Origin of the sequence: Providencia sp. PROV188 (assembly GCF_027595165.1) — a bacterium.
GTDB classification, from domain to species: Bacteria; Pseudomonadota; Gammaproteobacteria; order Enterobacterales; family Enterobacteriaceae; genus Providencia; species Providencia lanzhouensis.
The window spans coordinates 1712709-1737061 of sequence record NZ_CP097291.1 but is presented as its reverse complement, the minus strand read 5'-3'; the positions used below and the strand labels follow the sequence as shown (position 1 = coordinate 1737061).

General features: G+C 40.2%; 20 protein-coding genes. 7 read left to right on the top strand and 13 right to left on the bottom strand.

The features are described 5' to 3' along the window. Positions 1 to 50: 50 nt before the first annotated feature. The 8 genes from M5X66_RS07875 to M5X66_RS07840 all read right to left on the bottom strand — a co-directional run bounded on the left by M5X66_RS07875 (position 51) and on the right by M5X66_RS07840 (position 12711). Positions 51 to 3083: a TonB-dependent receptor domain-containing protein gene (locus M5X66_RS07875; RefSeq protein WP_270103986.1), complete on the bottom strand. Its 3033-nt coding sequence runs from the start codon at positions 3081 to 3083 to the stop codon at positions 51 to 53. A gap of 18 nt (positions 3084 to 3101) precedes the next feature. Further along, a complete protein-coding gene (locus M5X66_RS07870) occupies positions 3102 to 4526 on the bottom strand; it encodes a surface lipoprotein assembly modifier (RefSeq protein ID WP_270103985.1) in 1425 nt (474 codons plus the stop codon). 101 nt (positions 4527 to 4627) lie between these two features. Beyond that, positions 4628 to 5395, bottom strand: a complete 768-nt coding sequence (locus tag M5X66_RS07865; RefSeq protein ID WP_154599304.1) for a Slam-dependent surface lipoprotein — start codon at positions 5393 to 5395, stop codon at positions 4628 to 4630. A 516-nt stretch (positions 5396 to 5911) separates the two neighbouring features. Next, positions 5912 to 7033 carry a ribonuclease D gene (gene rnd, locus M5X66_RS07860; protein WP_270103984.1) on the bottom strand — a complete coding sequence of 374 codons (1122 nt, stop codon included), beginning with the start codon at positions 7031 to 7033 and terminating at the stop codon, positions 5912 to 5914. Between the two features lie 109 nt (positions 7034 to 7142). Further along, positions 7143 to 8831 carry a long-chain-fatty-acid--CoA ligase FadD gene (fadD, locus tag M5X66_RS07855; RefSeq protein ID WP_154599305.1) on the bottom strand — a complete coding sequence of 563 codons (1689 nt, stop codon included), beginning with the start codon at positions 8829 to 8831 and terminating at the stop codon, positions 7143 to 7145. Positions 8832 to 9163: 332 nt separating this feature from the next. Next, positions 9164 to 9766 carry a Slp family lipoprotein gene (locus tag M5X66_RS07850; protein ID WP_036948218.1) on the bottom strand — a complete coding sequence of 201 codons (603 nt, stop codon included), beginning with the start codon at positions 9764 to 9766 and terminating at the stop codon, positions 9164 to 9166. A gap of 220 nt (positions 9767 to 9986) precedes the next feature. Further along, entirely contained in the window at positions 9987 to 10682 is a 696-nt protein-coding gene (tsaB, locus tag M5X66_RS07845; RefSeq protein WP_270103983.1) for a tRNA (adenosine(37)-N6)-threonylcarbamoyltransferase complex dimerization subunit type 1 TsaB, read from the bottom strand. Between the two features lie 103 nt (positions 10683 to 10785). After that, positions 10786 to 12711, bottom strand: a complete 1926-nt coding sequence (locus tag M5X66_RS07840; RefSeq protein WP_270103982.1) for an ATP-dependent DNA helicase — start codon at positions 12709 to 12711, stop codon at positions 10786 to 10788. A 148-nt stretch (positions 12712 to 12859) separates the two neighbouring features. Here M5X66_RS07840 and M5X66_RS07835 point away from each other — a divergent pair, with 148 nt between their 5' ends. The 3 genes from M5X66_RS07835 to M5X66_RS07825 all read left to right on the top strand — a co-directional run bounded on the left by M5X66_RS07835 (position 12860) and on the right by M5X66_RS07825 (position 14392). Next, on the top strand, positions 12860 to 13207 hold the full coding sequence (locus M5X66_RS07835) for a RidA family protein (RefSeq protein ID WP_036948225.1): 348 nt from the start codon (positions 12860 to 12862) through the stop codon (positions 13205 to 13207). A 356-nt stretch (positions 13208 to 13563) separates the two neighbouring features. Further along, positions 13564 to 14082 carry a colicin immunity protein Cui gene (gene cui / locus M5X66_RS07830; protein WP_336432854.1) on the top strand — a complete coding sequence of 173 codons (519 nt, stop codon included), beginning with the start codon at positions 13564 to 13566 and terminating at the stop codon, positions 14080 to 14082. 112 nt (positions 14083 to 14194) lie between these two features. Next, positions 14195 to 14392, top strand: coding sequence for a hypothetical protein (locus M5X66_RS07825; protein WP_270103981.1), 198 nt, complete (start codon positions 14195 to 14197; stop codon positions 14390 to 14392). Here M5X66_RS07825 and M5X66_RS07820 read toward each other — a convergent pair. The 3 genes from M5X66_RS07820 to mdtJ all read right to left on the bottom strand — a co-directional run bounded on the left by M5X66_RS07820 (position 14389) and on the right by mdtJ (position 16871). Then, the gene (locus M5X66_RS07820; RefSeq protein ID WP_270103980.1) at positions 14389 to 15438 is read right to left on the bottom strand and encodes a hypothetical protein; all 1050 of its coding nucleotides are present in this window, start codon (positions 15436 to 15438) and stop codon (positions 14389 to 14391) included. The genes M5X66_RS07825 and M5X66_RS07820 overlap by 4 nt on opposite strands. A 670-nt stretch (positions 15439 to 16108) precedes the next feature. Continuing rightward, entirely contained in the window at positions 16109 to 16441 is a 333-nt protein-coding gene (gene mdtI / locus M5X66_RS07815; protein WP_036948232.1) for a multidrug/spermidine efflux SMR transporter subunit MdtI, read from the bottom strand. A gap of 1 nt (position 16442) precedes the next feature. Then, positions 16443 to 16871 carry a multidrug/spermidine efflux SMR transporter subunit MdtJ gene (mdtJ, locus tag M5X66_RS07810; RefSeq protein ID WP_036948234.1) on the bottom strand — a complete coding sequence of 143 codons (429 nt, stop codon included), beginning with the start codon at positions 16869 to 16871 and terminating at the stop codon, positions 16443 to 16445. A gap of 656 nt (positions 16872 to 17527) precedes the next feature. On the opposite strand from mdtJ, the gene pdxK reads away from it, so the two are divergent. Both pdxK and M5X66_RS18710 read left to right on the top strand, forming a co-directional pair. Further along, positions 17528 to 18376 (top strand): pyridoxine/pyridoxal/pyridoxamine kinase, encoded by an 849-nt coding sequence (gene pdxK / locus M5X66_RS07805; protein WP_154599309.1) that lies wholly within the window; start codon positions 17528 to 17530, stop codon positions 18374 to 18376. A gap of 77 nt (positions 18377 to 18453) precedes the next feature. Continuing rightward, positions 18454 to 18762 carry a hypothetical protein gene (locus M5X66_RS18710; protein WP_230493318.1) on the top strand — a complete coding sequence of 103 codons (309 nt, stop codon included), beginning with the start codon at positions 18454 to 18456 and terminating at the stop codon, positions 18760 to 18762. A gap of 61 nt (positions 18763 to 18823) precedes the next feature. On the opposite strand, the gene zwf is transcribed toward M5X66_RS18710, so the two are convergent. Further along, the gene (gene zwf / locus M5X66_RS07795; protein WP_036948242.1) at positions 18824 to 20299 is read right to left on the bottom strand and encodes a glucose-6-phosphate dehydrogenase; all 1476 of its coding nucleotides are present in this window, start codon (positions 20297 to 20299) and stop codon (positions 18824 to 18826) included. Between the two features lie 459 nt (positions 20300 to 20758). On the opposite strand from zwf, the gene M5X66_RS07790 reads away from it, so the two are divergent. Then, a complete protein-coding gene (locus M5X66_RS07790) occupies positions 20759 to 21604 on the top strand; it encodes a MurR/RpiR family transcriptional regulator (protein WP_036948244.1) in 846 nt (281 codons plus the stop codon). Between the two features lie 200 nt (positions 21605 to 21804). Next, positions 21805 to 23247 (top strand): pyruvate kinase, encoded by a 1443-nt coding sequence (pyk, locus tag M5X66_RS07785; protein WP_036948247.1) that lies wholly within the window; start codon positions 21805 to 21807, stop codon positions 23245 to 23247. Positions 23248 to 23320: 73 nt separating this feature from the next. Here the strand turns inward: pyk and M5X66_RS18705 are convergent, their stop codons facing one another. Then, entirely contained in the window at positions 23321 to 24343 is a 1023-nt protein-coding gene (locus M5X66_RS18705; protein ID WP_036948249.1) for a fimbrial protein, read from the bottom strand. Positions 24344 to 24353: the final 10 nt, after the last annotated feature.

The following is a 24353-nucleotide window of genomic DNA, read 5'->3' as shown; positions in this document are numbered from 1 at the left end:
GGCGATATTCCTAATCAGCCCCAGCAAATGTGCTTTGCTGGGGCTGAGCCTTAGAAGTGACTGGTCACACTTAAACGAAGGGATCTCCCCGGTGCTGGCATCATGCTACGTGTCAGCGGGTCAATGTAATATTCGTTTAATACGTTAGAGGCCAACAATTCCACTAACAGGTTCTTATTCACTTGATAAGTGACATAGGCATCGGTGACAAATACCGCATTCCCACTCATCGGGTTATTGTTTAAAGGTGAATAGGAAGGGCCAAACTTGCTCGCCATCTGTGCTTCATCTTTATTTTCTGTTTTGGCGTGATATCGCACCCGCCCGCCAACTTCCAAACTTTCATTAAAGAAGCGCATACCAAGATTAGTATGGATACTGTATTTAGGTTGCAACTGGGTTCGGAGATAACCGAGTGGAAAGCCACCTTCAGTACAAATTGACCCTTTGAACTTGTTCAACGGGTCTAAGAGAACCATCGAAGCATCATCACAAACTTCATTTTTCAGTCGGAAATCTACCCCTAAATCGCCAAAGAAACGCCCATTATCATAGCGGGCTAACACTTCTAAACCGGCGGTTCGGTGCTGATCCATTTGCGCAAAAACCAAATTACCATCACGATCAAACGCATTATCGATAATATTATGGTAGTAATTGATTCTAAAATCGGCGGCATTTTCTGCTTTCAACCAACTTTGCAAATTACGTACATAACCGATTTCAAAAGTATGGCTACGTTCTGGCTTAAAGGGGTGATGCCCTATAGTGACTTTACCTCCGCCAGAAAAACCGATGGTATCTTCAAAAATACTTGGCATTCTAACGGTTTCAGCATAACGAGCAAAAACGCGATCATTTTCTGAAAGGTAAATTGAACCTCCCAGTGATGGGCTCCACGCTGAGTTAATACGTTTACCCGGTTTTTTATACTTTTCATTCTCACTGACTAAAATATAGTCCCATTCTTTATTTGGAGCACGATAGGCTATAATTGCTTTCACTTTTTTCTGGCTAATCGGGTCAATCACTTCTTCTGATAGGTCAATTTTCCCATTATAGAATGGGTTTTTCTCTGTAGTGAGTTTGCCATCTTCATCCACCCGCCATTTGATATAGTCGAATCCGGTAATACGAAATCCCTCATACTCTTCATGGATTGTAGAATAGTGCTCGGCTTTTTTTAGGGAATACTTAGGAAGTGATAATGCTTCTGCGACAAACCACTCAATTTTAGAAACACCAATGGTACTATCCGGCCAGAGCCCTGTCTTATTGTAACCATCAAAAGTACGTCCTTTGTTATCCACATACTCTCTCACTTTACGCGCTTCCTCTTCCGTTAACGGCCGAGAGTATTCAAAGTTCATAGCTGTCTCAATTTGATGCATAGCAAAGCACTCATCTTTTACTTTTAATCGGCGTTCTCTTAATAAATCTCGCGACCAATAATTTTGATACTGAATACCTGCATTGACATTTAGCCAATCCGTTGGTCGCCAATCCAATCTAATTGCTCCACTGTACTCTTGGCGCTTTCCTTCACGAGGGATAGCCCGAAATGAGCTGTATTTAGGTATTTCTGCGTTAGGGTCATAAATATCATCATGACTGTGAATTTTCTCATTTGTAAAGTTACCAATGAAAGTCACATCAAAGCTAGGCAGTAATTGGGTCTTATTAGATAAGGAAATACCTTGCCTATCATTGAGTTGACTCAGTTTTATTCCATCTACTAATTTCCCGTTAACATGTGGATTTCTACGATTACCATTTACATACCAGTCATACTCCATCGCTTGCCTAGGCAAGTCACCCGCCGTATTAGAATTTAAATCCATTTTTGTTAGCCAATAACTTAACTGAAAATCAAAAAACGGCTGGTCGCTGGGTTTAAATCCATAGTTAACATAGAGAGAGCCTAAACTAAGATTTGCCAACGGCCATTGGGGAATTTCCCCTGCCAAATCATGAAAGCGAATTTGCGAGGGCATAATTTCCCCATAATGGCTTTTGGTATGCACATAGCCGAAGGAGACACTCTGGGATTCAGAGAGCTGCACATTCATTTTTTGCAGAAAAGTTTCGATATTACTGGAAGTATTACCTACTTCTTTAGTTGGCAAGTAAACATTGGCAACAAAAGGGATATTAGGATCTAACGTTTTTTCTGAGTATTTATTGTCTCGAGGAATAATTGGTTCTCGGAAATAGTTTGCGCCATGACGCCCCGCAAAATAGTTACCTTGGTTTCGGTGGCTATATGCAAATAACAAGTCAAATTTGTCTTGCCGTAACCCCAGTGCTACTCGCATTGCACTGTCTTTTAAATTAAAGAAATTGGAACTTCCTGGTTGGTCTGGCTCTACCGTTGTCTCTGGGTCTCGGAACCTCACTAACGACAGAGAGTCATCATAGTGATTAAGCAAACTATCCATGAGCATAGGGTTATCTCTATAATCGCTTCCAAGATGTAATTGATTGATTCGAGGCTTTGTTGAATTAGTTCGTGTTTCAAGTTTAAGATCGACAGAAAAACGTTCATCTGATGGGACAATATCATCAATGCTGAGGGTTTTTACTGCCACGCCACCACCAATAGAGGTACGAATATCACGATCTAACATCGGGCTTTTTACTACGGTGATACTGCTGATCATATTGGGGTCTACATAGTTTCGGTTATTGGCCCCGTTGTAGCCACGCCACACGGTGATGGCTTGCTCCGTACCATCCACCGTAACAGGTACACGCCCTTGACCTTGAATGCCTCGAATATTTGGGTCTAACGCCCCACTATTACGTGCATCACCGCTATAAACACCAATGCCATGATTCAAAATATCGGCGGGGTTAGTGCCTTTATAACGCTCGACCGCTTCTTTGCTGATATAGATATTTGATTCGTCTTTATCATATTGGTCATCAGCACCCTTTTGATCCCGTATTTTAATCGTATCAGTCTGGTCTTTTACTTGTATATTGCCCACCTGTTCCCTTGAGCTGGCATAAGACGAAAGTGAAATGACACCCATCGTTAACCCTGTGGCAATTTTCATTGCTACCACTGCTGTTACTTTCATATTAAATCTCAATACGAACTAAAACGTTTTACTTAAATTTAAACCCACTTCGCTTTTATTATAGGAATAGCTTATTTTTGCACTGCTATCATTGAATTTATAATTAACATACAGTGTTGGTGTTAATGATAAAAATGTGTGGCCTAATAGGGTTATTTGGCTATTTAACTCCCATGATTCATCGTGTCGCTTTGTATTAAGTGCACTGTCAAAATCAAAAAACTTATGATTACTACTTGTTAATTTATTGACTAACTTATTCGAGCTAAATACATTGATTGAGCCCACAGTTAACCCTGACACTTGATAACTGTCACTTTTATATTGCTCAATGTTTTTACCACCATATAAATTTGAAAATAAGCTCCATTGTGGATTGACCGAATAAATTGCCGTTATACTATAATTAATATCATAACCTGATCGCGATACTCGTTTCCCAAAGAAAGCTTGATTTTTATACGTTAGATTGGATAGCAAATAAAGCTTATTACTAGGGGAGTATGCCCCTGTAATGCTCGCGCCGACACTGTAATGGTCAAACAAATGCCCTCGCCAATTAATATCTACAATCGGTGAAAAAGCGATCTTTTTATTCCCATAAAGATACTGATAGCTTACTGATGAATAACTTGAAAAACGCCTTTTTACTGAGCGATGTGGGTATTCCCATACGTATCCACCAAGGCTGGCCAACAGTGAATGTCCTCGATTCTGCCAAAGGACTTTATTGGCATTTCCTGAAAAGCCATACACCAAACCGGATTTGATTTCGCTACCTTGCATGCACCACATCGAATTACATTGCTGTTCCTTGTTACCGTGAGCCTCGGTATAGTTTGTGTCATACTTTAAATCCGCATTGAAATTTCCCTGCCAATTAGCTCGATTTTCTAATGCTGTAATTTCACTGTCTATCTGTTTTATTCGCTCTTCAGGTAAACCTACTCGATATTTATTCTTTATTTTTCCGTATAAAACTAATGCTTCACGATAATAACTATTCTTTATATAGATATGAGCCAGTTTCATTTTAGAAAACACTGAGTTAGGGTTTTCATTAACTATTTTTAAATAAAACTTAAGTGACAATGGGTAATCACCATTAAAATAAGCCCTTTCTGCTGAAATATAATCCACCATACCTTTATCGTGATTTTTATCATTTAGATAATCAGGTAATAGTTCATCGATTTTTTGAAACTGCTGCCGATTGGTTAAATCATAAAGAATAAAACCAAGGTCGTCGACATTTTTGTTTATTTTAAGTGGAATTATATTTGACGAATTATTTCTTGTGTTATTTATTTCAGTTAAAAATCCGATTATTTGTTCATATTGTTGTTGCCCATATTGTTGACCGCCATAGCTTTGCTCAGAAAATGAATTTACAGAAAACAATAATAGAATTAATACCTCAATCTTGCTGATTGTTTTTTTCATCCGTTTTCCTTTTTTTTCCCATAAAAATACAGGTAGGCAAAATAACTTTTGCCTACCTGATAACAATCATATTGCTAAACAAAGAGTGTTAAATAAAGAAATTACTCTTCGGTTTGGCTACCACCAAAGGCAGTATCATGTTTGTGATTATCATTAAATACCAACACACCACCAACATGTTCCGCATTCTCACCAAAGAAGCGCCCATAACTCAAACCTGTATTCTGCTGAGTGTTTTCGAGATTTTTAACAATGGCATCCCCAGAAAACGAACCTCCATCCATTATTTTTCCTTTAAAATCATAACTATGTGCAGTTCCTTGTAATGACCCAGTATAATCTTTATCCCCAAAGTTCGCCTCAAAACTACCTGGAAGCTTTTTCTCACCATCATATTGGTTAATTCCTGCAATGGTGTAAGTGGCTTTACCTTCGGTTGGTACCGCTGTTGTTGCATCTTGGCCAGAGAAGAAAGCGGTATGCTTAGCATCGTCTTCCGTTCCAGTTTGTGACCAATCCCCATAATAAACTTCTGCATCCGCGATTTTAGAAAATTGGAATTTTCCCATATCGACTTCATGCTGTGGAGTTCCAGGGACAATATAAACATTACCTTCTTTAGGGAGCATCACAATTCTCGCTAAACTCGAGAATGATATTTTTTTCCCATTAGCTTTATCACGATGACCAATACCCGGAGCACCTATAGAACCACCATATGGCCCATGAGCGCCTTGTGTTCCCCCAATTGTTACATCCGACCTTTCTGTTTCATACGTTTGGCTTTGTGCAGATTCCGTTACCGCACTCGCACAAGTAGAAACCCCCACCAACATAGCAATTAATGTAAATTTAGTGCTTTTATTCATATTCAATTTCCTTATTTTGAAAATAAAAAATTAAAAGGAGATGATGCTTTTTGCTCTGTGATCTTGGACGTATTTGCGAGCCCACAAACTGGAAATGATTTTATGAGAATGAGTTTTATTTACAAATGGAGATTTTATAATTCAATTAAAAATCATTGTATTAGAATGATTTTTTCTTTTTATTTTTCAATAAACTATAAAATAACCCTCCCCATACAAATGTTAATCATCGCTGTAATGGGTTATTTTAAGTTCGATTTTTATTTATATTGGCTATTTTTTAAGAGTAATTACAGAATTGAAATGCATTAAAGTGAGGCATTAATATTAGAAAGAAACATTATTTTTAGATTGGCGATAAATAATAATCTTCATTATTTAAAGAATAATAAATATTGAATATTGGCAGAATGAGAATAAAACTTATTGATATGAGTAACAAATTACCGAAGAAAAAAGTACTTTAAAAATGGGATAAAGGCACAAAATCATCGCTATTTTGTGCCTTTATCATAATTATGCTTGGCTAAGTAATTGGGTTAATGGCGCTTCCAGTAACCGACCTCGCCAACCAGCAAGCAGTTCAGGCTGACATGATTTCTCTTTTAGCCCCCAATGTACCGCTAATAACTGGTTAATTTGTCGACGAGATGCTAATAACTCTGGGTTGAATTTTTCATTCTCGGCGATTTCTTTCACCACCCCTTTGATCTCTTTAAAAATGCTTTTGTATTGGCTCTGTTCAGTAATATTAGCAACAGGCGCCGGATACTGGCTGGCATCCAGTTTCTTCGCGTCTTCGACAATACTTAACAAGCGGCGACCATGACAGCGAATTTCTTGCCCAGATAAACCAAGGGCATCCAACTCACCTAAAGAGCTCGGTAAATAACGTGCGACTTTCCACAGATTTTCTTCTTTAATCACGAAATTGATCGCCATATCCCGCGCTTTGGCTTGCTCCAAACGCCATGCCGCCAGCAACTGTAAGCAAGCAAGTTGTTCATCGCGTAATTGCCATGCATTCGTGATATTTAAGTAGGCTTTTTCAGGCTTAACTGTTTTTTGACGGCGAGCAACCACACGCTGACACTCGTCTTGGGCATCGGCCAAATAGCCAGCTTCCGTCACTTTTTCCATCAAAATTTTAGCCAGCGGCAGTAAATAAAGTACATCCGCCATTGCATAATCACACTGCTTCGAACTTAAAGGACGCGCGAGCCAGTCTGTTCGAGATTCACTTTTATCTAACTCAACTCCCAAATGTTCCGCCACTAACGTAGCGAAGCCGCAAGAAATGGGATAACCCAAAAATGCCGCTACGATTTGGGTATCTATCATCGGCTCTGGCACACAACCAAAATCATGCATAAACACTTCTAAGTCTTCACTGCCTGCATGTAAAAATTTCAATTGGTTTGGATTGGTTAACAGCGCCTTAAATGGGCTAAAATCCGTCATTAATAGCGGATCAATCAGTGAAACCTGTTTTCCATCATACAACTGCAATAAGCCCAGCTGTGGGTAATAGGTTCTAGTGCGAACAAACTCAGTATCTAATGCTAACCACGGCGCATCACTGGCCTCTTGGCAGACTTGGGCTAATTCGCTATCTGTTGTGACTAAACGGTAATTCAAAACAAGTTTCTCTTTATTATAATTTGGTTAAGTGTATCTGACTGACACAGTAACGCCGGTAAAAACCGGCGTTACACACATTGCTTTTGTTAATTCACCAGCTAGTTGGCTATGACGGTGATTTTTCTCGTTCTTGCTGCTCTTCGGCTCGTAATTCTTTTCGTAGAATTTTTCCTACGTTAGATTTCGGCAACTCATCACGAAACTCAAAAATTTTCGGGACTTTATACGCCGTTAGCGAACGGCGGCAGAATGTTTTTAGATCTGCTGCGGTCAGCGCTGAATTTTTGGTAACCACAAAAACCTTCACCGCTTCCCCAGTACTTTCGCTTGGCACCCCAATTGCAGCACATTCGATAACATCAGGATGCATGGAAATAACATCTTCGATTTCATTTGGATAGACATTAAAACCAGAGACAATAATCATATCTTTTTTGCGATCAACAATACGAATATAGCCTTCGTCATCTATTTCTGCGATATCGCCAGTCGCTAACCAACCATCGATAAGCACTTCACTGGTCGAATCAGGGCGATTCCAATATCCTTTCATCACCTGCGGGCCTTTTACCCACATTTCCCCAGGAGTACCATGAGGAACTTCATGCCCATCATCATCTAAAAACTTCACATCGGTTGATGGAACAGGTATCCCGATACTACCACTATAAGCGGTTAAATTATATGGGTTACCAGAAACTAATGGCGAACATTCCGTTAAGCCATAACCTTCGAGTAAATGCCGCCCCGTCAGCGCTTGCCACTTCTGAGCAACCGCTTTATGGACAGGCATTCCGCCTCCAACAGACAGCCTTAAACGGGAAAAATCAAGCTTCTGAAACTCAGGGTTTTGCAACCATGCATTAAAGAGCGTGTTAACACCCGTGATCGAGGTAAAGGGATAGCGGGATAATTGTTTCACCGTATCTGGCACATCTCGCGGGTTGGTGATAAGCAGATTCACGCCGCCCACACTGATAAACAATAAGCAGTTTACGGTCAGCGCAAAGACGTGATAAAGCGGCAGTGCCGTTACCACATATTCATGACCAAAATGTAAAACAGGACCATACGCAGCTTTAGCTTGGGCGATATTCGCAAGCATATTACGATGCGTTAACATCGCACCTTTGGCTACCCCAGTCGTACCACCGGTATATTGTAAGAATGCTAAATCTTCGCCAATAATATTCGGCTTGATATATTGCATTCGATAGCCTTGATGCATAGCGCGACGAAACGAAATGGCATCCGGCAAATTGTATTTTGGAACCAACCGTTTTACATATTTCACCACAAAATCCACAATTGTGGCTTTCGGGCGCGGTAGCTGATCCCCTAAGCGGGTTAAAATAACGTGTTTAACTTTGGTATTAAAAACGATTTTTTCTAATGTATGTGCAAAGTTAGAAACGATGACAATCGCTGTCGCCCCGCTATCATTTAACTGATGCTCTAACTCTCGCGGGGTATACAGTGGGTTAACATTAACCGCTACCATACCCGCACGTAGGATCCCAAACAGTGCAATAGGATACTGCAACAAGTTTGGCATCATTAAAGCAACTCGGTCACCTTTTTTAAGACCCAATCCATTTTGTAGGTATGCGGCAAATGCGCGGCTTCTCTCTTCAAGTTTACGGTAGGTCATCACTGCGCCCATATTAATGAACGCTGGCTGATCCGCATATTGAGAAACGGCGTTTTCAAGTAACTCTGCTAATGACGCGAAGTCATCAGGACTTATTTCTTCAGGTACATCAGCAGGATAGTTTTTTAGCCAGATTTTTTCCAAAATGTTACTCCTGAATTTAGTGAGTTATTATTTTACACAACCCTTTAACAAATTATTAACTCATTGTACCAGTTTGAAAATTAGACAATGTTAAGGTTGAGAGCTATATCACTAAATAAATTTCATTCCTTCGAGATAAAAATAAGGCGGTCAATACCGCCCTATCAACTTATGATTAATTCACCAGAACTTTAGTCTGCTTATAACCTGTAATTATACACTGCTGGCAGGAATTTTTGGAGAATTAAGCGATTAATAGTCCACTCACGCTCAGTTTTTTTATAAAAAAAATCCTAGCTTAACTAGGATTTTTAGCAGAATAATACTATTGCTTAATCTTCCGTTAAATACGTCTGTACTTGAGCCGGCCCCACTGGATACCCATAGCCCCATCCCCAAGGATGATTATAGTAATATGGGGAGCCATAATACCCGTACCCCCATGGACCCGCAGGCGGTGGCATCATCACGCTTTGTGCAATGCTCCAACGTTGGAAGCCTGTGACATTCATTGTCACATATTGATAAGGTACCTCTCCGATTTTCCCTGCTTGTTCTCCAGTTATGTTACCCACAACAGTGACATAGCGGTTTTTAAAATCGTTTGGCTCAACAAACCCGTTAATATAAGCATAGATTCGACCAAGCGATGCGGAGTTTAATTCAGGCGCAGCGTCATATTTATTTAACGTCATGACGGCTATCTCAATCCGCGTTCTTTTCGGCTCATTAAAGACAGATAACACTTTACCGCCAAAACGCGCTTCTTGACCAATATACATCTCCGGCGCATTTTGCACCGACTTAAGATTATCTGCAGGATTAGGTACTGATCCCTTAATAGACTGAGGGATAGATACACAACCTGCCAGCGCTAATATGCCCGCAAGTAATAGAGTTTTCATTGCCGAGCGGTAGCTAAATTGAATTTTCATTTACCACCTCCAATTAGCAGTCATTATAAAGTGAGATAGTACGTATTAAAACTGCTGGTATTCCTTATCACATTATATGTGCAATCCAATTTTTATTAACGCTTATTTATTCAATAATAGCTCAATTAAACACCGATTCTATATCTTAGATTAAAAAAATAGCTATTGGTTTTACCCTGATAGCTATTTTTTCATTCGACAAAAATCATGCTGATTCTATTTATTCGCGACCCGGTAATTTTTTCCAAGTCACTTCATTACGCAAATAAGTCGGTTCGACATTCTCAACCGCAGTCACTTTACCTGCTAACCACAGCTGCTCAGCAATTGGCAGTATATCTTGCGCTGCAGGTAACGTGATTAGGCTGTCACTTAAGGACAAGCCTTCTAATAATTCAGGATAAGCAGCCCAGCCCGTTCCTGCATGACTCCATTGCCCTTCTAATTCAGTGAATTTTAATTTGAAATCAGCAGGAAGCATCACAGCTTCAGTTTCTTCACCTACCCAAAAACCCTGCTCATCGCGTTGATATTGCGCACAATATATTTCGGACATTCGAGCATCAATCGCCACCAACACACGGGAACTATTCGTTGTTCGATATACACCTTGTGCCAGCGTCATCAGCGAGGAAACACCGATCATGGGTAAATCGGCGCCCAGAGCTAAGCCTTGAGCAATGCCCACACCAATTCGAACCCCAGTAAAACTACCCGGTCCACGCCCAAATGCTAATGCATCTAATTGATTAAGTTTAATGCCTGCTTGCGCTAATACTTCTTCTACCATCGGTAATACTTTTTGAGTATGTTCGCGAGGAGAGATTGCAAAACGCGAAATAATTTCACCGTCGCACAGTAATGCAACAGAACAAGCTTCAGTGGCTGTATCAACAGCTAGAATACGACTCGACATGCCTAAACTCCGGCAAATATTAGGTTTTTTGTTGTCGCCTTATGACGGCAACCTGAAAGATGGGCGGTATCTTAACATAAACCGCCCACAGGATTGCATAAAATTAGTGTTTCTCAATCGCTTCCGCGCGCTTAGTTGCCAAAAATTCAATCGCTTTATTCAGATCTCGCGTACGAGGCGAAGGTGGTAAACTTCGCAAAAACACCTCTCCATAAGGGCGAGTCACGAGCCGATTGTCACAAATCACAATCACGCCGTAATCTTTAGTATCACGGATCAAGCGTCCCACCCCTTGCTTTAATGTGATGACGGCATCGGGCAGTTGAACATCGGTAAATGGGTCTCCCCCTCGAAGTTCACAGTCTTCAATACGAGCACGCAATAACGGGTCATCCGGCGCGGTAAACGGGAGTTTATCGATGATCACGGAGGTCAGTTCATCGCCCCGAACATCAACGCCTTCCCAGAAACTGCTCGTAGCGACCAAAACGGCATTTCCTGCCGCAATAAACTGTGCCAGCAATTTATTTTTACTGCTTTCCCCCTGCATAAGCACAGGCAATGTCAGCGACGCTTTAAACTCTTCAGCTAATTCCCTCATCATTAAATGAGAGGTACATAAAAAGAAGCATCGACCTCGGTTTTTTTCAATTAACGGGCGCAACATATTGGCAAGCTTTTGAGCGCTACCCCGTTGATTAGGTTCCGGTAAAAAGCGAGGCACACACAGTAAAGTTTGGCTTTCATAATCAAACGGGCTTGCGAGCAATAATGTTTTCGCAGAGCTGAGACCTAAGCGGTCAGTAAAGTGGCTCAGTTTTTCGTTAACAGAAAGGGTTGCTGACGTGAACACCCAACTAGCCGGCGTACTAGCAATCATTTCACTGAATTTATCCGCGACAGTGAGTGGTGTTAAGGCTAATAAAAAGTGACGTCCGTAGCTCTCAAACCAGTAACTATAACCCGGTATGGTGACATCCTTTAAGCGGTTAAGACGGTTGCGGTAAATCGTCACGCGCTCAAAAATAGAATCCAAACTTTGGGAACGCCCTAATGACGTTTTGATGACTTCATAACAGAGTTCCAGTGCATCATCCAGTAGCGTTAACGCTCGCTGAACTTCGGATAACTTCAGTAATTCCCGTAAATTCCCTCTAAAGCTGTTTTCCCCTAAGTTAAGGCGAAAATCCAGTGTGCTTTGCGTCAGTCGATCGGCACTTTTTTGCAATTGAGCTTGGTCTTTTAGTTCTGTACGATACGTCATTATCATATCGCGAGCTAAATCTAACAGTTGCCGGCTACTGAGTTGCTGACCAAAATATTGGCTTGCAATATCAGGGATTTGATGGGCTTCATCGAAAATCATCACATCCGCTTGGGGGATCAACTCCCCAAAACCTGTATCTTTCACCACTCTGTCAGCCATAAAAAGATGGTGGTTAACGACCACCACATCTGCATCAAGGGCTTTACGACGCGCTTTGAGTACAAAGCACTCTTGGTAGCGGGGGCAATCACTGCCTAAACAGTTATCGTTGGTACTCGTGACTAACGGCCAAACGGGGCTATCTTCAGCAATATCATGGCAAGTACTGGTATCCCCCAGTTCTGATTCGATGGACCAACTGCGTAATCTGACAACCGCTGCGAGGATCTCGGGTTCAAGGCTACCTCCACCGAGGGATTGCTGATCTAACCTTTCAAGACACAGATAATTTGAACGCCCTTTTAGAAGCGCCGTTTTACCCGTGTAGTTCATCGCATCGATAATCGTAGGTAGATCTCGGTGATAAAGCTGGTCTTGTAGTGCTTTCGACCCTGTAGAGACAATCACTTTTTTGCCACTTCGTAATGCAGGGACGAGATAAGCGTAGGTTTTCCCTGTTCCTGTACCCGCTTCAGCCACCAGCACATGCTGCTGCTCAATAGATTGAGTAACCGCGTCAGACATGGTGACCTGCGCAGCTCGAGGTTGGAAACCGGGAATTGTTTTTGCTAGAAAGCCATCTGCTGAAAAGTCGTTAGACACTACGAACCTATATTGCTTACTGTTGATGAGCACACTTTACCATGAGTTCAAGATGGCTGCTGAGCTAATTATCGTTTCATCAATGAACTGATTTTCATCATAGTAGCAAACTGATATCCTTTGTTAGCATTGATAATAAGGAACAATTATGACTATTGAACGCATTGACCCAGATACCCGTTGGTCTGAAGCTGTTATCCACAACAACGTGGTCTATTACACTAGCGTCCCAGAAAAACTGGATGGCGACATTATTATTCAAACCGCAGATACCTTAGCCGCTATTGATGTCATGTTAGGCCGAGTGGGTTCAGATAAAAGCAAAATTTTAGATGCGACTATCTTCCTTGCAGATAAAGCGGATTTTGCTGGCATGAACCAAGCGTGGGATGCATGGGTTGTTGCGGGTAGCGCACCTGTTCGTTGCACTGTTCAAGCGGCTCTGATGAAGCCTGAATATAAAGTTGAGATCAAAATCGTTGCGGCGATTGATTAGTCTTGATTGATACTTGAAAAAGAACATCAGCTTAATGCCGTCACTTGAATTGAGCGGCATTATTTTTTAACGTGATGTTTTGACCTTTTATTTTCTCACTTCTCTTACTTCTTTTCTGTCTCACTACATACCATAGCATGACGATAGTAGCTAATTTTTGGCTCCTATTTTACAGATCTATTTGATTTATTTATTGAAAGTAAAAAAATGTATTATTTAGTGCCTTACTGTTTGCCCATCTTCTTTTTTCATCTCAAATGAAATTTGTATTCCTCTACACAGTAGGAAATAATAAATCTTTACATGACAATAGGAATGAATATTATTATCACACCATGTGAAGTAGGAATTCTAAAATGTCTTTTAAGATCAATTCAAGTTTAGCTTTTATTATTACCATATTACTGGGAGCTGTTCCTCTCTCTGCTATATGGTTACACATGATACCCAACATAGTAATAATCAGTATTAGCAATTGGATAGATGAGATACCTGTGATTTATTCAGATTATTATCGAAATGAAAGCTATCTATCCGCTTTATACTGTAAAATCGCACCTGTATTTTCGATTCCATACTATTTGGTTATATGGAATTCTATAAAAATAAAAAAAGAACACTTTAAATTATATAACAAAGGGATAATTACAACTATATTTGGTTATTTTAGTATAATTTTAATCATTTCTATGTTCACCTATATTAATTACTTCTTAAACTATAACATATCAAACGGAAACAGAAATTTGCGAACAATTTCCGCTTTTGAATTTACTTCATTTCTCTATTATTACGCCATCTTTATATCAATCTTTACCATTACTTGCGCTGCAGTAAATGCATTTATATTTCTACCTATTAAGTATAAAAAATAAAACATAAATCAATTCATAATTATAAATTTAAAAATATACTTACGGAATGATTTCTTTATTTATTGCATCAGCGAAATCAGCATCAATATAAGATGTAATCACAGCAGTTAATATGATAGCAGATACAGATAAAAGTGTAGCTGAAATAGTAATCGGTAATAATAAGCTTAGGCTTGCTGATGTAAATGCTAATACAATAGGAGATGCAACTCCTGCTAATACCATAGCTTCAATTTCTAAAACTAAAGGTCTCCAATTTCCCGTTTCAAACCCCTCTTCAACCTTATTTTTTATTTTTCCAATTTTTTAAAATTTATCCGCAAGCTTAAAAGAGCTACCTAGCTTATATAAATTCTCCGATAGCTTTTTTCCATCTATAAATTTTATAGCCTGAGAAATGGCAGGAAGATCTTTCTTATGAACTTTAAGATATGGATTATTTATTGTTTTTTCTAATATTTTTAGCGCATCACTTGAATTTTTAATTTTTTTGCCTTTAAAATCATTTAATTCATTAATTATTTTATCAGATGCAACCTTGTATTTATCCCCAATGATTTTAGATGCTTTATCACCAATATCTGAAATTATTTCTGATGCTGTCTTAATAGCTTCATTTATTTGTAATTTCATTATCTCCTCTTTGGCTTTACCTTGTATTTTCTTCAATTCCTCATCAACTTGCTTTTTGGCTATTGCTTCATCAATAATAGTATCTAATGCTAAATAACTTTCTAAATCTTTAGGCATCATTTTGTAAAAGCTTTTAGAAGCTCTATTGAAATCATTTTTTCTCAAAGCATCTATCATTTCAGGGTAGTTTTTAATATTTCTAGTAGCATCTAAAGTATTTAAATATGTTAAGACTGCAGATGTTTTAGAATTAATCTTACTAAAAATTGAACTCTTAATATGTTTATCAATGTATATTTCCTTTCCATTTACCACCTTTCTATTCAGCATATCAAATAAATTCATATACTTTGAAAACATTTCTCGCCTAATCTTTAGTGTTGGAACAATGCCATTTCTTTTAAGAGCACCAGCGAGTTGATTTTCAACTTTATTACGATACTCATCAAAAACCTTTGTAAATGGAACTCCTATCGTTTGGCTTTTAACCATTATTTTTTTAAGCTCTTTATCATTAGGCTTTTTTAGTAAATCATCGCACAGCCTTTTGAAATAGACACAATTAACCTCACCACACACAGGGCAAATCATATCTTTCTTCATGCAGTATATATTCACTGCATCACTTAATGAAATATTACCATATTCTGTAGAAGCCATTTCATCATAAATCAATCTATCGCGGAAACTACTGTGTGGAGTTACTATCATTACATCATTCATGATATTTCCTTTCTATGAGGCATAAAAATGAATATATTTATTAAATAAAATAAAAACCAATCTCATGTAATATATAAAATATAACAACCTTCATTATAAAAATGTAAACATTATCTTTATTGCTGACTTTTAAAAATAAACATACCTTTTCAGTCATTCCATCTAAAATATGATAGATATAAATAAATTTTCTACTCTGAAGGATTTTATGCTTTTTTTCATAAAAATGAATTAATACAATAAAGAGAGTCTAATTTTTCTCAAAAACTAGTGAATACTGTAGTAAATTCATTTTTGGAAATGACGTCGTGATTGAATTGTAAAATAGCCACTACAGCTAGTGTCTTTATAATTAATAGATATATCAGAAAGTTGAGTAGACTGAGCTATTGAGATGCTATAATCCACACTTAAACGCCCTTGGTAACCTTTAATTGTTGCGTTACCTTGCCCATAGGCTGCCTAATGGCGGCCATTCAAAAAATAAATAGAGATAAAATTATTTTCATTAACGAATGAATAACCATATATTATTCTATGAAAATTAGTTCAATATTTTAAATATATTACTTCACTGAAAGTATTAATTTTAGATGTAATTATATATTGAAAAGCTATTAGTACTATATTGTAGAATAAACACTAATAGCTTTAAGAATTGTATTGTCCGTTACGACATTTTAATCAGCACCATACCGATAAGTAAGAGGACTAACCCACCCCAGCCTTTATAGTTTAGGCGTTGATTAAACAGGATCCAGCCAGCAGCAACTGTGGCGATTAAACCGAATGCTCCCCATAATGCATAAGCGACTGACAGTTCAATTCCCTTCACTGCCTGCGCCAGTGCACTAAATGCCCCTAATACGGCGATGAGAGACAAAATTCCTAACCAATAACGTCTAAAACCATCTGACATTTTTAAAAATACGTTGGCAAGAATTTCCAGTACCACTGCGAGGATCAAAAATGCCGCATGCCACCATTCAAATTGACTGGCCATACTACACCTCCGATTTAGCAGTCTTTGTCACTAAAGCTCGGGCTTTGGCGGAATCAACCGCATTTTTTGCAGCTTGTTTTACTTTCTGAGCTGATTGGCTAACAGTCGCTTTTTTGGTGCCTGATTTGATCAATGCAATACCTGTGATCAGGAAAACTAATCCACCAACTTTCATTGGTGACAGTGATTCTCCAAACCACAATACGCTGAACGTCGTAATTAGCAGAACACCAACACCTTCCCACATAGCGTAAGCAACACCCAGTGCCACTTTTTTTACCGCAACCGCCAGTAAAATATAGGAAGTCGCAATCATCACATACATCACAGCCATACCAGTGAAATCACCGCTTACACTGGCATGTTTCATTGATAACGTACCAATGACCTCAGTCACGATAGCTAATGCTAAAAATATCCAATAAATCATTATAGTATCCCTCTAGATACAGCTTCGCCATAGCCTGTTTTTTGAACAAGACAGAAAGGCAATTAGCTTAATGGCTAAGCTTTAAGCTGTTTAAAATTCAAATAAAAATAAAAGAGTGCTGATTTTATTCAGCGAATTGAATAATCTAGAAGGACGCTATAATGCGCCACACCAGTGATACTCACTGGAAAGAATAGCGGAAAGGAAAAGCTTGTGTGTTGATCTTCTTTGGGACTTACTGATCTTTATGCTAGTCACGCTAAGCATGATATCTCATTCATTTCATCGGATGGACATCCATCCAAGTTACTCCGAACCCTCATATAATTGTTAGTTTCAAGCTATTTCTACCACGCCAAAATTATTAAGTCAATGAATGCAAACGCTTTTTGAATCCGTCATATTTATGCATAAATATTCATTAATATGCTAAGCAATACAGTGCCAGCGTCTATTTTGCGAATAATTTCGTTATTTCCCTCGCATTTATTTTTAGAGGATCTGAGCAAAAAAAAATTTTTTTACCCTTTTTTATGCTGCTAACATCCCATTCAATATGAATTTTTTCGGTTACGATTGACAATTAACGCCAACACGCTTCTTATCGTGTTATCCGTTAGAAAATAGCAATAACGAACACCAAATAAGAGAGAGTCATGGATACCTTTACGCTAACGTCAAATAGCTTTCAAAACGCCGCCGATGCCACCCCGCTTCCTTATGATGTTGTCTCCATTCAATCACAAGTTGTCTATGGCAGTGTGGGTAATAGCATCGCTGTCCCCGCATTGACCAAACAAGGATTACGCGTTGCTGCAGTTCCCACCGTTATTCTAAGCAACACGCCCCACTATGCCAGTTGTTATGGTGGAGAATTACCCGGTGAATGGTTTCGTGGCTATTTACAAGGCTTTGTTGAACGTGGCAGTTTAAACAGCATTAAAGCCATTTTGACGGGTTATTTAGGTTCCCCAGATAAAGCTCACGACCTTGCAAATTGGCTTGGCTCTGTGCGCGAGCAACACCCTAAAATGCCTGTCATTGTCGACCCTGTCATGGGAGATGAAGATAGTGGCTTTTATATTCCTCCAGCGATAGCTGATGTTTATCGTCATGAAGTCATTCCACTCGCGACAGGGATTATCCCGAACAAATTTGAACTTTCCACACTCAGCGGGCAAGAGATAAACAATCTAGACGATGCCACCCGTGCAGCGCGTTCGTTACTCAAAGGTCACACGCAGTGGGTCATCATTACGAGCGCTTTCCAACCTGATGAGGAAAGCATTGAAGTGGTTTGTGTGACTAAACAGGATGTCGCCGTTATTCGCCATAAACGTTACCCTGTCACACCAAAGGGCACTGGAGACCTATTCGGCGCTGAGCTTACCGCTCAATTATTAGCCGGATTATCGGTTCCTGATGCTGCCAAAATGGCGTGTTTGCGTATCGAGCAAGGTATCATTCATATGGCCGCTACGGGTCGTAGTGAATTAGTGCTTTAAGATAGCCAAAATTGAATGGTTGCCTTGAGTCAGCATCTTGGTAACCATCAAATTATTAAAGAGAAGCGTAATGACTCATGGCACACTCCACATTCAATAAATGCATCATTAAAGGATTAACAATGCCAATCTGCGCTTTCTTTTCAAGATCAAAACCTGCGAAACATTACCCCGTCATATCTCATTCAACCATTAAACTCACCGACCCAAAAAACATAGATGAATTAAAAAATTTTCCGATGCTTAACATAAGAAACTCACCTCTTTCATTTGAATTAAAACAGAATGGAAAAACGTTAGTATTCAACCAACATGAGATGAAGTGGTTAACAGAAATTTCGATCGCGGAAAGAATAAAAAAAGATAAAGAAGCAAATATTAGCTAAAAAAATGGCGGGGATTCAGCCTCCCCGCCATTTCATGGTTCTATTTTATAAAGATAAAATATTACTCAAACTCATTCCACGAGCGACCATCGCGAGCAATCATTGCCACTGAAGCGATAGGACCCCATGTTCCTGCTTGATACGGCTTAGGCGCGTCGTTATCCATGGCCCACGCTTCCATAATGGAATCGACCCACTTCCACGCTTCTTCCACTTCATCACGACGTACAAACAATGCCTGAATACCACGCATAGCTTCTAATAATAAACGCTCGTAAGCATCCGCAAGATGCGTTTGGTTGAAGGTTTCGGAGAAACTCAAGTCCAGTTTAGTGGTCTGTAAACGGTGTTTATGATCCAAGCCTGGCGCCTTGTTCATAATTTCAATATCGATCCCTTCATCTGGCTGTAGACGAATGGTCAATTTGTTTTGTGGTAAATCTTGATAGCTTTCAGAGAAAATATTCAGTGCCGGCTTTTTAAAATAGACCACAACTTCTGAACATTTTGCAGGTAAACGCTTACCAGTGCGCAGGTAGAATGGAACGCCTGCCCAACGCCAATCATCAATATCTACACGTAAAGCCACAAAAGACTCGGTCTGGCTCTGCTTATTCGCGCCTTCTTCTTCTAAGTAGCCTGGTACTTTTTTGCCTTGTACAAAGCCCGCAGTATATTGACCGCGTACGGCTTTCTCACGAACGTTTGTGTGGTCAATGCGGCGTAAAGAACGCAGCACTTTCACTTTTTCATCACGAATACGGTCAGTGGTTAAGTCTGCCGGTGGTGACATGGCGATCATCGTTAAGATCTGCAGCAAATGGTTTTGCACCATATCACGCATCTGACCTGCTTGGTCAAAGTAACCCCAACGACCTTCGATACCGACTTCTTCCGCAACGGTGATCTGCACATGGTCAATAGTGCGATTGTCCCAGTTATTAATAAATAGTGAATTCGCAAAACGCAGTGCCAGAAGGTTTAAAACCGTTTCTTTACCTAAATAGTGGTCAATTCGGTAAACTTGACTTTCATCGAAATACTTAGCCACTTCATTGTTGATCTGCTGAGATGAAGCTAAATCTGTACCTAATGGTTTTTCCATGACCACGCGGTTAGGTTGTTTGTTCAACCCTGCGTGACCCAGCCCATGACACATTTCACCAAATGTGCTTGGTGGCATTGCAAAATAGTGGATAGCGGGTTGTGTATCTTGCTTAAGCATATCGGCTAAACGAACGAAGTTATCCGTTTCACTGACATCTAAATTGCAGAAATCTAAGCGTGCGCTTAAACGCTCCCACAACGCCGAATCTAGCTCTTCTTTCAAAAAATCATTTAATGCTTTATGCACAAATTCTACATAATCGTTCCGTTCCCATTGGGCACGACCAACGCCGATAATACGAGTATCTGGATGGATATAACCTGCTTTTTCCAATTGATACAGTGATGGAAGTAACTTGCGACGTGCTAGGTCACCTTTAGTGCCGAAAATAATCAGGTCACAAGCTTGAGCAGCATTATGTACCGCCATGTTGGTTCTCCTCAATCTGCGGAATTTAGAAACTATCTGATTAGAGCCCAAAGAAAATAAGGGAATACTTCACTCTAATGAGATAGGTTCTGAATGTCGTTTTTATAAAAATACAATCGGTTGCCTGCTAATGTACCCGTTTGCTACTGCCCAGTAAATATTGATGACGCTGGTCACAGTTTTTATGCTGAAAAATACAGCATACCCAGACATCAATAAAATTTTTTATCACTGAATGCTTCCAGCTTTGTTGGAAAATCACGGTTTATGTAGTGAGTTTACTAAGTTGAAAATTAGATACGGGTCATATTTTCGTAAAAAAAGCCATAAGTTACGCTCAGTGCATAGATAGCTTACAACCAACACGTAGTATATTTTCAGTCATATCCAGATGTTAATGCCACCATACTCTGATGGCAGAAATATTTCTCCTTTTGCTGAAATAGGCACTTTTGCTATATGAATATTTTAGAACAAATGAAAACTAGCCTCGATTTTTTGAGCAAATCAGAAAAAAAAGTGGCTGAGGTCATTTTAGGAATGCCCCAAAGTGCTATTCATCTTAGTATAGCGGCGTTAGCCCAACTGGCTGACGTCAGCGAGCCTACCGTCAACCGATTTTGCCGAAAAATGGAAACCAAAGGGTTTCCTGACTTTAAATTAAAACTGGCTCAAAATCTTGCCAATGGCACGCCATACGTTAATCGCCATATCGAAGAGACTGACACCGTCAATACCTATACCCATAAGATTTTCGAGTCGGCGATGGCAGGGTTAGACAATGTCAAACATACCCTCGATACGCATGCCATTAATCGCGCTGTTGATTTACTCACCCAAGCTCGGAAAATCAGTTTTTTTGGGTTTGGAGCTTCTGCGGCGGTAGCCCACGATGCGATGAATAAATTTTTCCGTTTTAATATTCCAGTCATATACTTTGATGATATTGTCATGCAACGCATGAGTTGCATCAATAGTAGCGAGGGGGATGTGATTGTGTTGATTTCTCACACTGGACGCACAAAAGCCTTAGTCGATATGGCGCAACTCGCTCGCCAGAATGATGCGACGGTCATCGCAATTACCTCCGAAGGTTCTCCTCTCGCCAAAGAAGCCAGCTTATCAATTATTATTGATGTCCCTGAAGATACGGACATGTACATGCCAATGGTCTCCAGAATGGCGCAGCTTGCCGTCATTGATGTATTAACCACCGGATTTACTTTGCGTCGAGGCGAAAAATTTAGAGATAACTTGAAACGGGTCAAAGAAGCGTTACGCGATTCGCGGTTTGATAATGTCTGAAAGATGGAAATGACAATGTTAAAAGAGGTTTCTTAAGTCTACCGGGCTCAAAGAGTTTTTATTCTCCCGATGGCTTTAAGAAATTTGCTGTATATAATAGCTGTGCTCGTGTCAGCACCCCTATTTGCAGTAAATAGGTTTCGAAATGGAGTGAAATGGTTTCACTTATATTTGTACCATTACAGGTCACGGAGTAATACATGTCTAGACGGCTTAGAAGAACTAAAATTGTTACAACCCTTGGTCCAGCAACCGATCGTGATAATAATCTAGAAAAAATTATCAATGCTGGGGCTAACGTTGTTCGCCTTAACTTCTCTCACGGAACTCCTGAAGACCACATGGCGCGCGCAAATAAAGTGCGTGAGATTGCGGCTCGATTAGGGCGTCACGTCGCTATTCTTGGGGATCTACAAGGTCCGAAAATTCGTGTTTCTACTTTTAAAGACGGTAAAGTTTTCCTCAATGTTGGTGATAAATTCACGCTGGATGCCTCATTAGGTAAAGGTGAAGGCGACCAGCATAAAGTGGGTATCGACTATAAAGGTCTGCCTGCTGACGTGGTACCGGGCGATATTCTCCTACTGGATGATGGTCGCGTGCAGTTAAAAGTTCGTGAAGTTCAAGGTTTGCAAGTCTTCACCGAAGTGACTGTCGGCGGACAACTTTCCAACAATAAAGGCATTAATAAACTCGGTGGTGGTTTGTCCGCAGAAGCGCTGACAGAAAAAGACAAAGCCGACATTATTACCGCTGCTAAAATCAATGTGGATTTCTTGGCTGTCTCTTTCCCGCGTTCAGGTGAAGATCTGGATTATGCTCGCCGTTTAGCTCGAGATGCAGGCTGTGAATGCCAAATCGTCGCCAAAGTTGAACGTGCAGAAGCAGTCGCAACTGACGACATCATGGACGAAGTGATCCTTGCATCTGATGTGGTGATGGTTGCCCGTGGTGACTTAGGAGTTGAAATTGGTGACCCTGAACTGGTTGCAGTACAGAAGAAATTAATTCGTCGTTCCCGTCAATTGAACCGCGTGGTGATCACGGCAACTCAAATGATGGAATCCATGATCACCAACCCAATGCCAACCCGTGCAGAAGTCATGGACGTGGCAAACGCGGTCTTAGACGGAACTGATGCGGTGATGCTATCCGCAGAAACCGCCGCAGGACAATACCCAGCAGAAACTGTCGCCGCCATGGCACAAGTCTGTTTTGGTGCGGAGAAAATGCCGGGTCTGAATATTTCGAAACACCGTTTAGATGCTGAATTCGAAAGTTCCGAAGATGCAATTGCGATGTCAACCATGTACGCCGCCAACCACCTAAAAGGCGTTAAAGCGATCATCGCGATGACTGAATCAGGTCGTACCGCACGTATTATGTCGCGCATTAGCTCTGGCTTGCCAATTTTCGCGATGTCTCGCCATGAAAAAACATTGAATCAATGTTCACTGTACCGGGGTGTCACCCCTGTGTTTTGCAGCACGCATACTGATGGTATTGCGGCAGCAAGCGAAGCCATCGCACGTTTACGTGATAATGGCTACTTGATGGTAGGTGATACGGTTATCGTGACTCAAGGTGACCAAATGGGCACCATCGGCAGCACCAATACCTGCCGTATTTTAGTGGTTGAATAATAATTTTATCGTTAATGGTAATGTAAGCGTTCAATTCATCGAGGGAGCTTAGGCTCCCTTTTATTTTTTCATCTCAATGATATTGCAAATTAAATTGCAGCGTTCCATCCGCCTTTCCTCCGCGTGTTTTCTCTGCTGTTTGAATATAGGCCGCTTCTAACGGAATAACATAGTGTTGCGCTTGATTTAAACGGGAAATTTGTACCATTTGGTTGAGTTTAATCGGCTTCCCTTTGTGCTTAATTTGAATACCAAAGCCTTTCGCCGTTTCTTGATGATTCGGATTGTTGAGTGCAATCGTTCCACCTATCCCACTTTCGTCAGCCGTTCCCATAAAGTGGATCTTTACGGGTGAAGATTCATCGCACTCAAGCTCAATTTTGAACCGCTTACGACTATTCACAAGCGTCACACCCACCCCATTTGCACCTGACTTTTCCACTTGACCAAACACAACATTGATCACCCGATTTTTCACTTCACATCCATTTGCAATCACATTAATCGGTGACAACCAAATTTTTGGCTCAACATTTCCAAACGAATCTTGAATAATAAACTTATTATTAAACACAATAAGCATTGCAGCGCTGGTCGATTGTAATAATTGAGTATTGACTCGAGGGCGAATTTTATAAAATGCGGCTTTCAAGGTAACATTGTAATTGCCTCTTGATTCGCTACTCGGGCACAATAAACGATTCGCCGGATTTCCATCGCGATTATTTTTACCATTCACATATCCCCTCGCTGAACACGGGCTATTAACTGAGCCGTGCAATGCAAAGCCGATACCTGATAGGCCAATTTCCTTAATGGCGCCAACCCCTGCTATCTGATAGTGCTCATCAAATATACCAGGCAAATTAATTCCCACTCGCGTTGTCCCTGATTCATTCCACCACACCCATGGCGTATAGGTTCCCAGCTCTATCGTTGCAATATGTGAGTTGATGGGTGCACTTTTAGGGACATACAGCGTTTGAGATATCGGTACCGTGTAAGATGCAAATTCTGCTCGGTAGTCTGCGAAAAGTCTTGGTGAGAACAACAACATGATGGCGTAGATAACGCTGGAGATAGCAAACTGTTTCATAACCCCCCCC

Excerpts from the sequence above, each read along its gene's own strand:
- pyk (WP_036948247.1), top strand. The coding sequence starts at position 21,805 with ATGTCTAGACGGCTTAGAAGAACTAAAATTGTTACAACCCTTGGTCCA.
- M5X66_RS07850 (WP_036948218.1), bottom strand. The coding sequence starts at position 9,766 with ATGAAAATTCAATTTAGCTACCGCTCGGCAATGAAAACTCTATTACTT.
- M5X66_RS07835 (WP_036948225.1), top strand. The coding sequence starts at position 12,860 with ATGACTATTGAACGCATTGACCCAGATACCCGTTGGTCTGAAGCTGTT.
- M5X66_RS18710 (WP_230493318.1), top strand. The coding sequence starts at position 18,454 with ATGGCACACTCCACATTCAATAAATGCATCATTAAAGGATTAACAATG.
- M5X66_RS07820 (WP_270103980.1), bottom strand. The coding sequence starts at position 15,438 with ATGAATGATGTAATGATAGTAACTCCACACAGTAGTTTCCGCGATAGA.
- M5X66_RS18705 (WP_036948249.1), bottom strand. The coding sequence starts at position 24,343 with ATGAAACAGTTTGCTATCTCCAGCGTTATCTACGCCATCATGTTGTTG.
- cui (WP_336432854.1), top strand. The coding sequence starts at position 13,564 with ATGTCTTTTAAGATCAATTCAAGTTTAGCTTTTATTATTACCATATTA.
- M5X66_RS07865 (WP_154599304.1), bottom strand. The coding sequence starts at position 5,395 with ATGAATAAAAGCACTAAATTTACATTAATTGCTATGTTGGTGGGGGTT.
- M5X66_RS07790 (WP_036948244.1), top strand. The coding sequence starts at position 20,759 with ATGAATATTTTAGAACAAATGAAAACTAGCCTCGATTTTTTGAGCAAA.
- mdtJ (WP_036948234.1), bottom strand. The coding sequence starts at position 16,871 with ATGATTTATTGGATATTTTTAGCATTAGCTATCGTGACTGAGGTCATT.
- M5X66_RS07825 (WP_270103981.1), top strand. The coding sequence starts at position 14,195 with ATGATAGCAGATACAGATAAAAGTGTAGCTGAAATAGTAATCGGTAAT.
- tsaB (WP_270103983.1), bottom strand. The coding sequence starts at position 10,682 with ATGTCGAGTCGTATTCTAGCTGTTGATACAGCCACTGAAGCTTGTTCT.
- M5X66_RS07875 (WP_270103986.1), bottom strand. The coding sequence starts at position 3,083 with ATGAAAGTAACAGCAGTGGTAGCAATGAAAATTGCCACAGGGTTAACG.
- M5X66_RS07870 (WP_270103985.1), bottom strand. The coding sequence starts at position 4,526 with ATGAAAAAAACAATCAGCAAGATTGAGGTATTAATTCTATTATTGTTT.
- pdxK (WP_154599309.1), top strand. The coding sequence starts at position 17,528 with ATGGATACCTTTACGCTAACGTCAAATAGCTTTCAAAACGCCGCCGAT.
- zwf (WP_036948242.1), bottom strand. The coding sequence starts at position 20,299 with ATGGCGGTACATAATGCTGCTCAAGCTTGTGACCTGATTATTTTCGGC.
- mdtI (WP_036948232.1), bottom strand. The coding sequence starts at position 16,441 with ATGGCCAGTCAATTTGAATGGTGGCATGCGGCATTTTTGATCCTCGCA.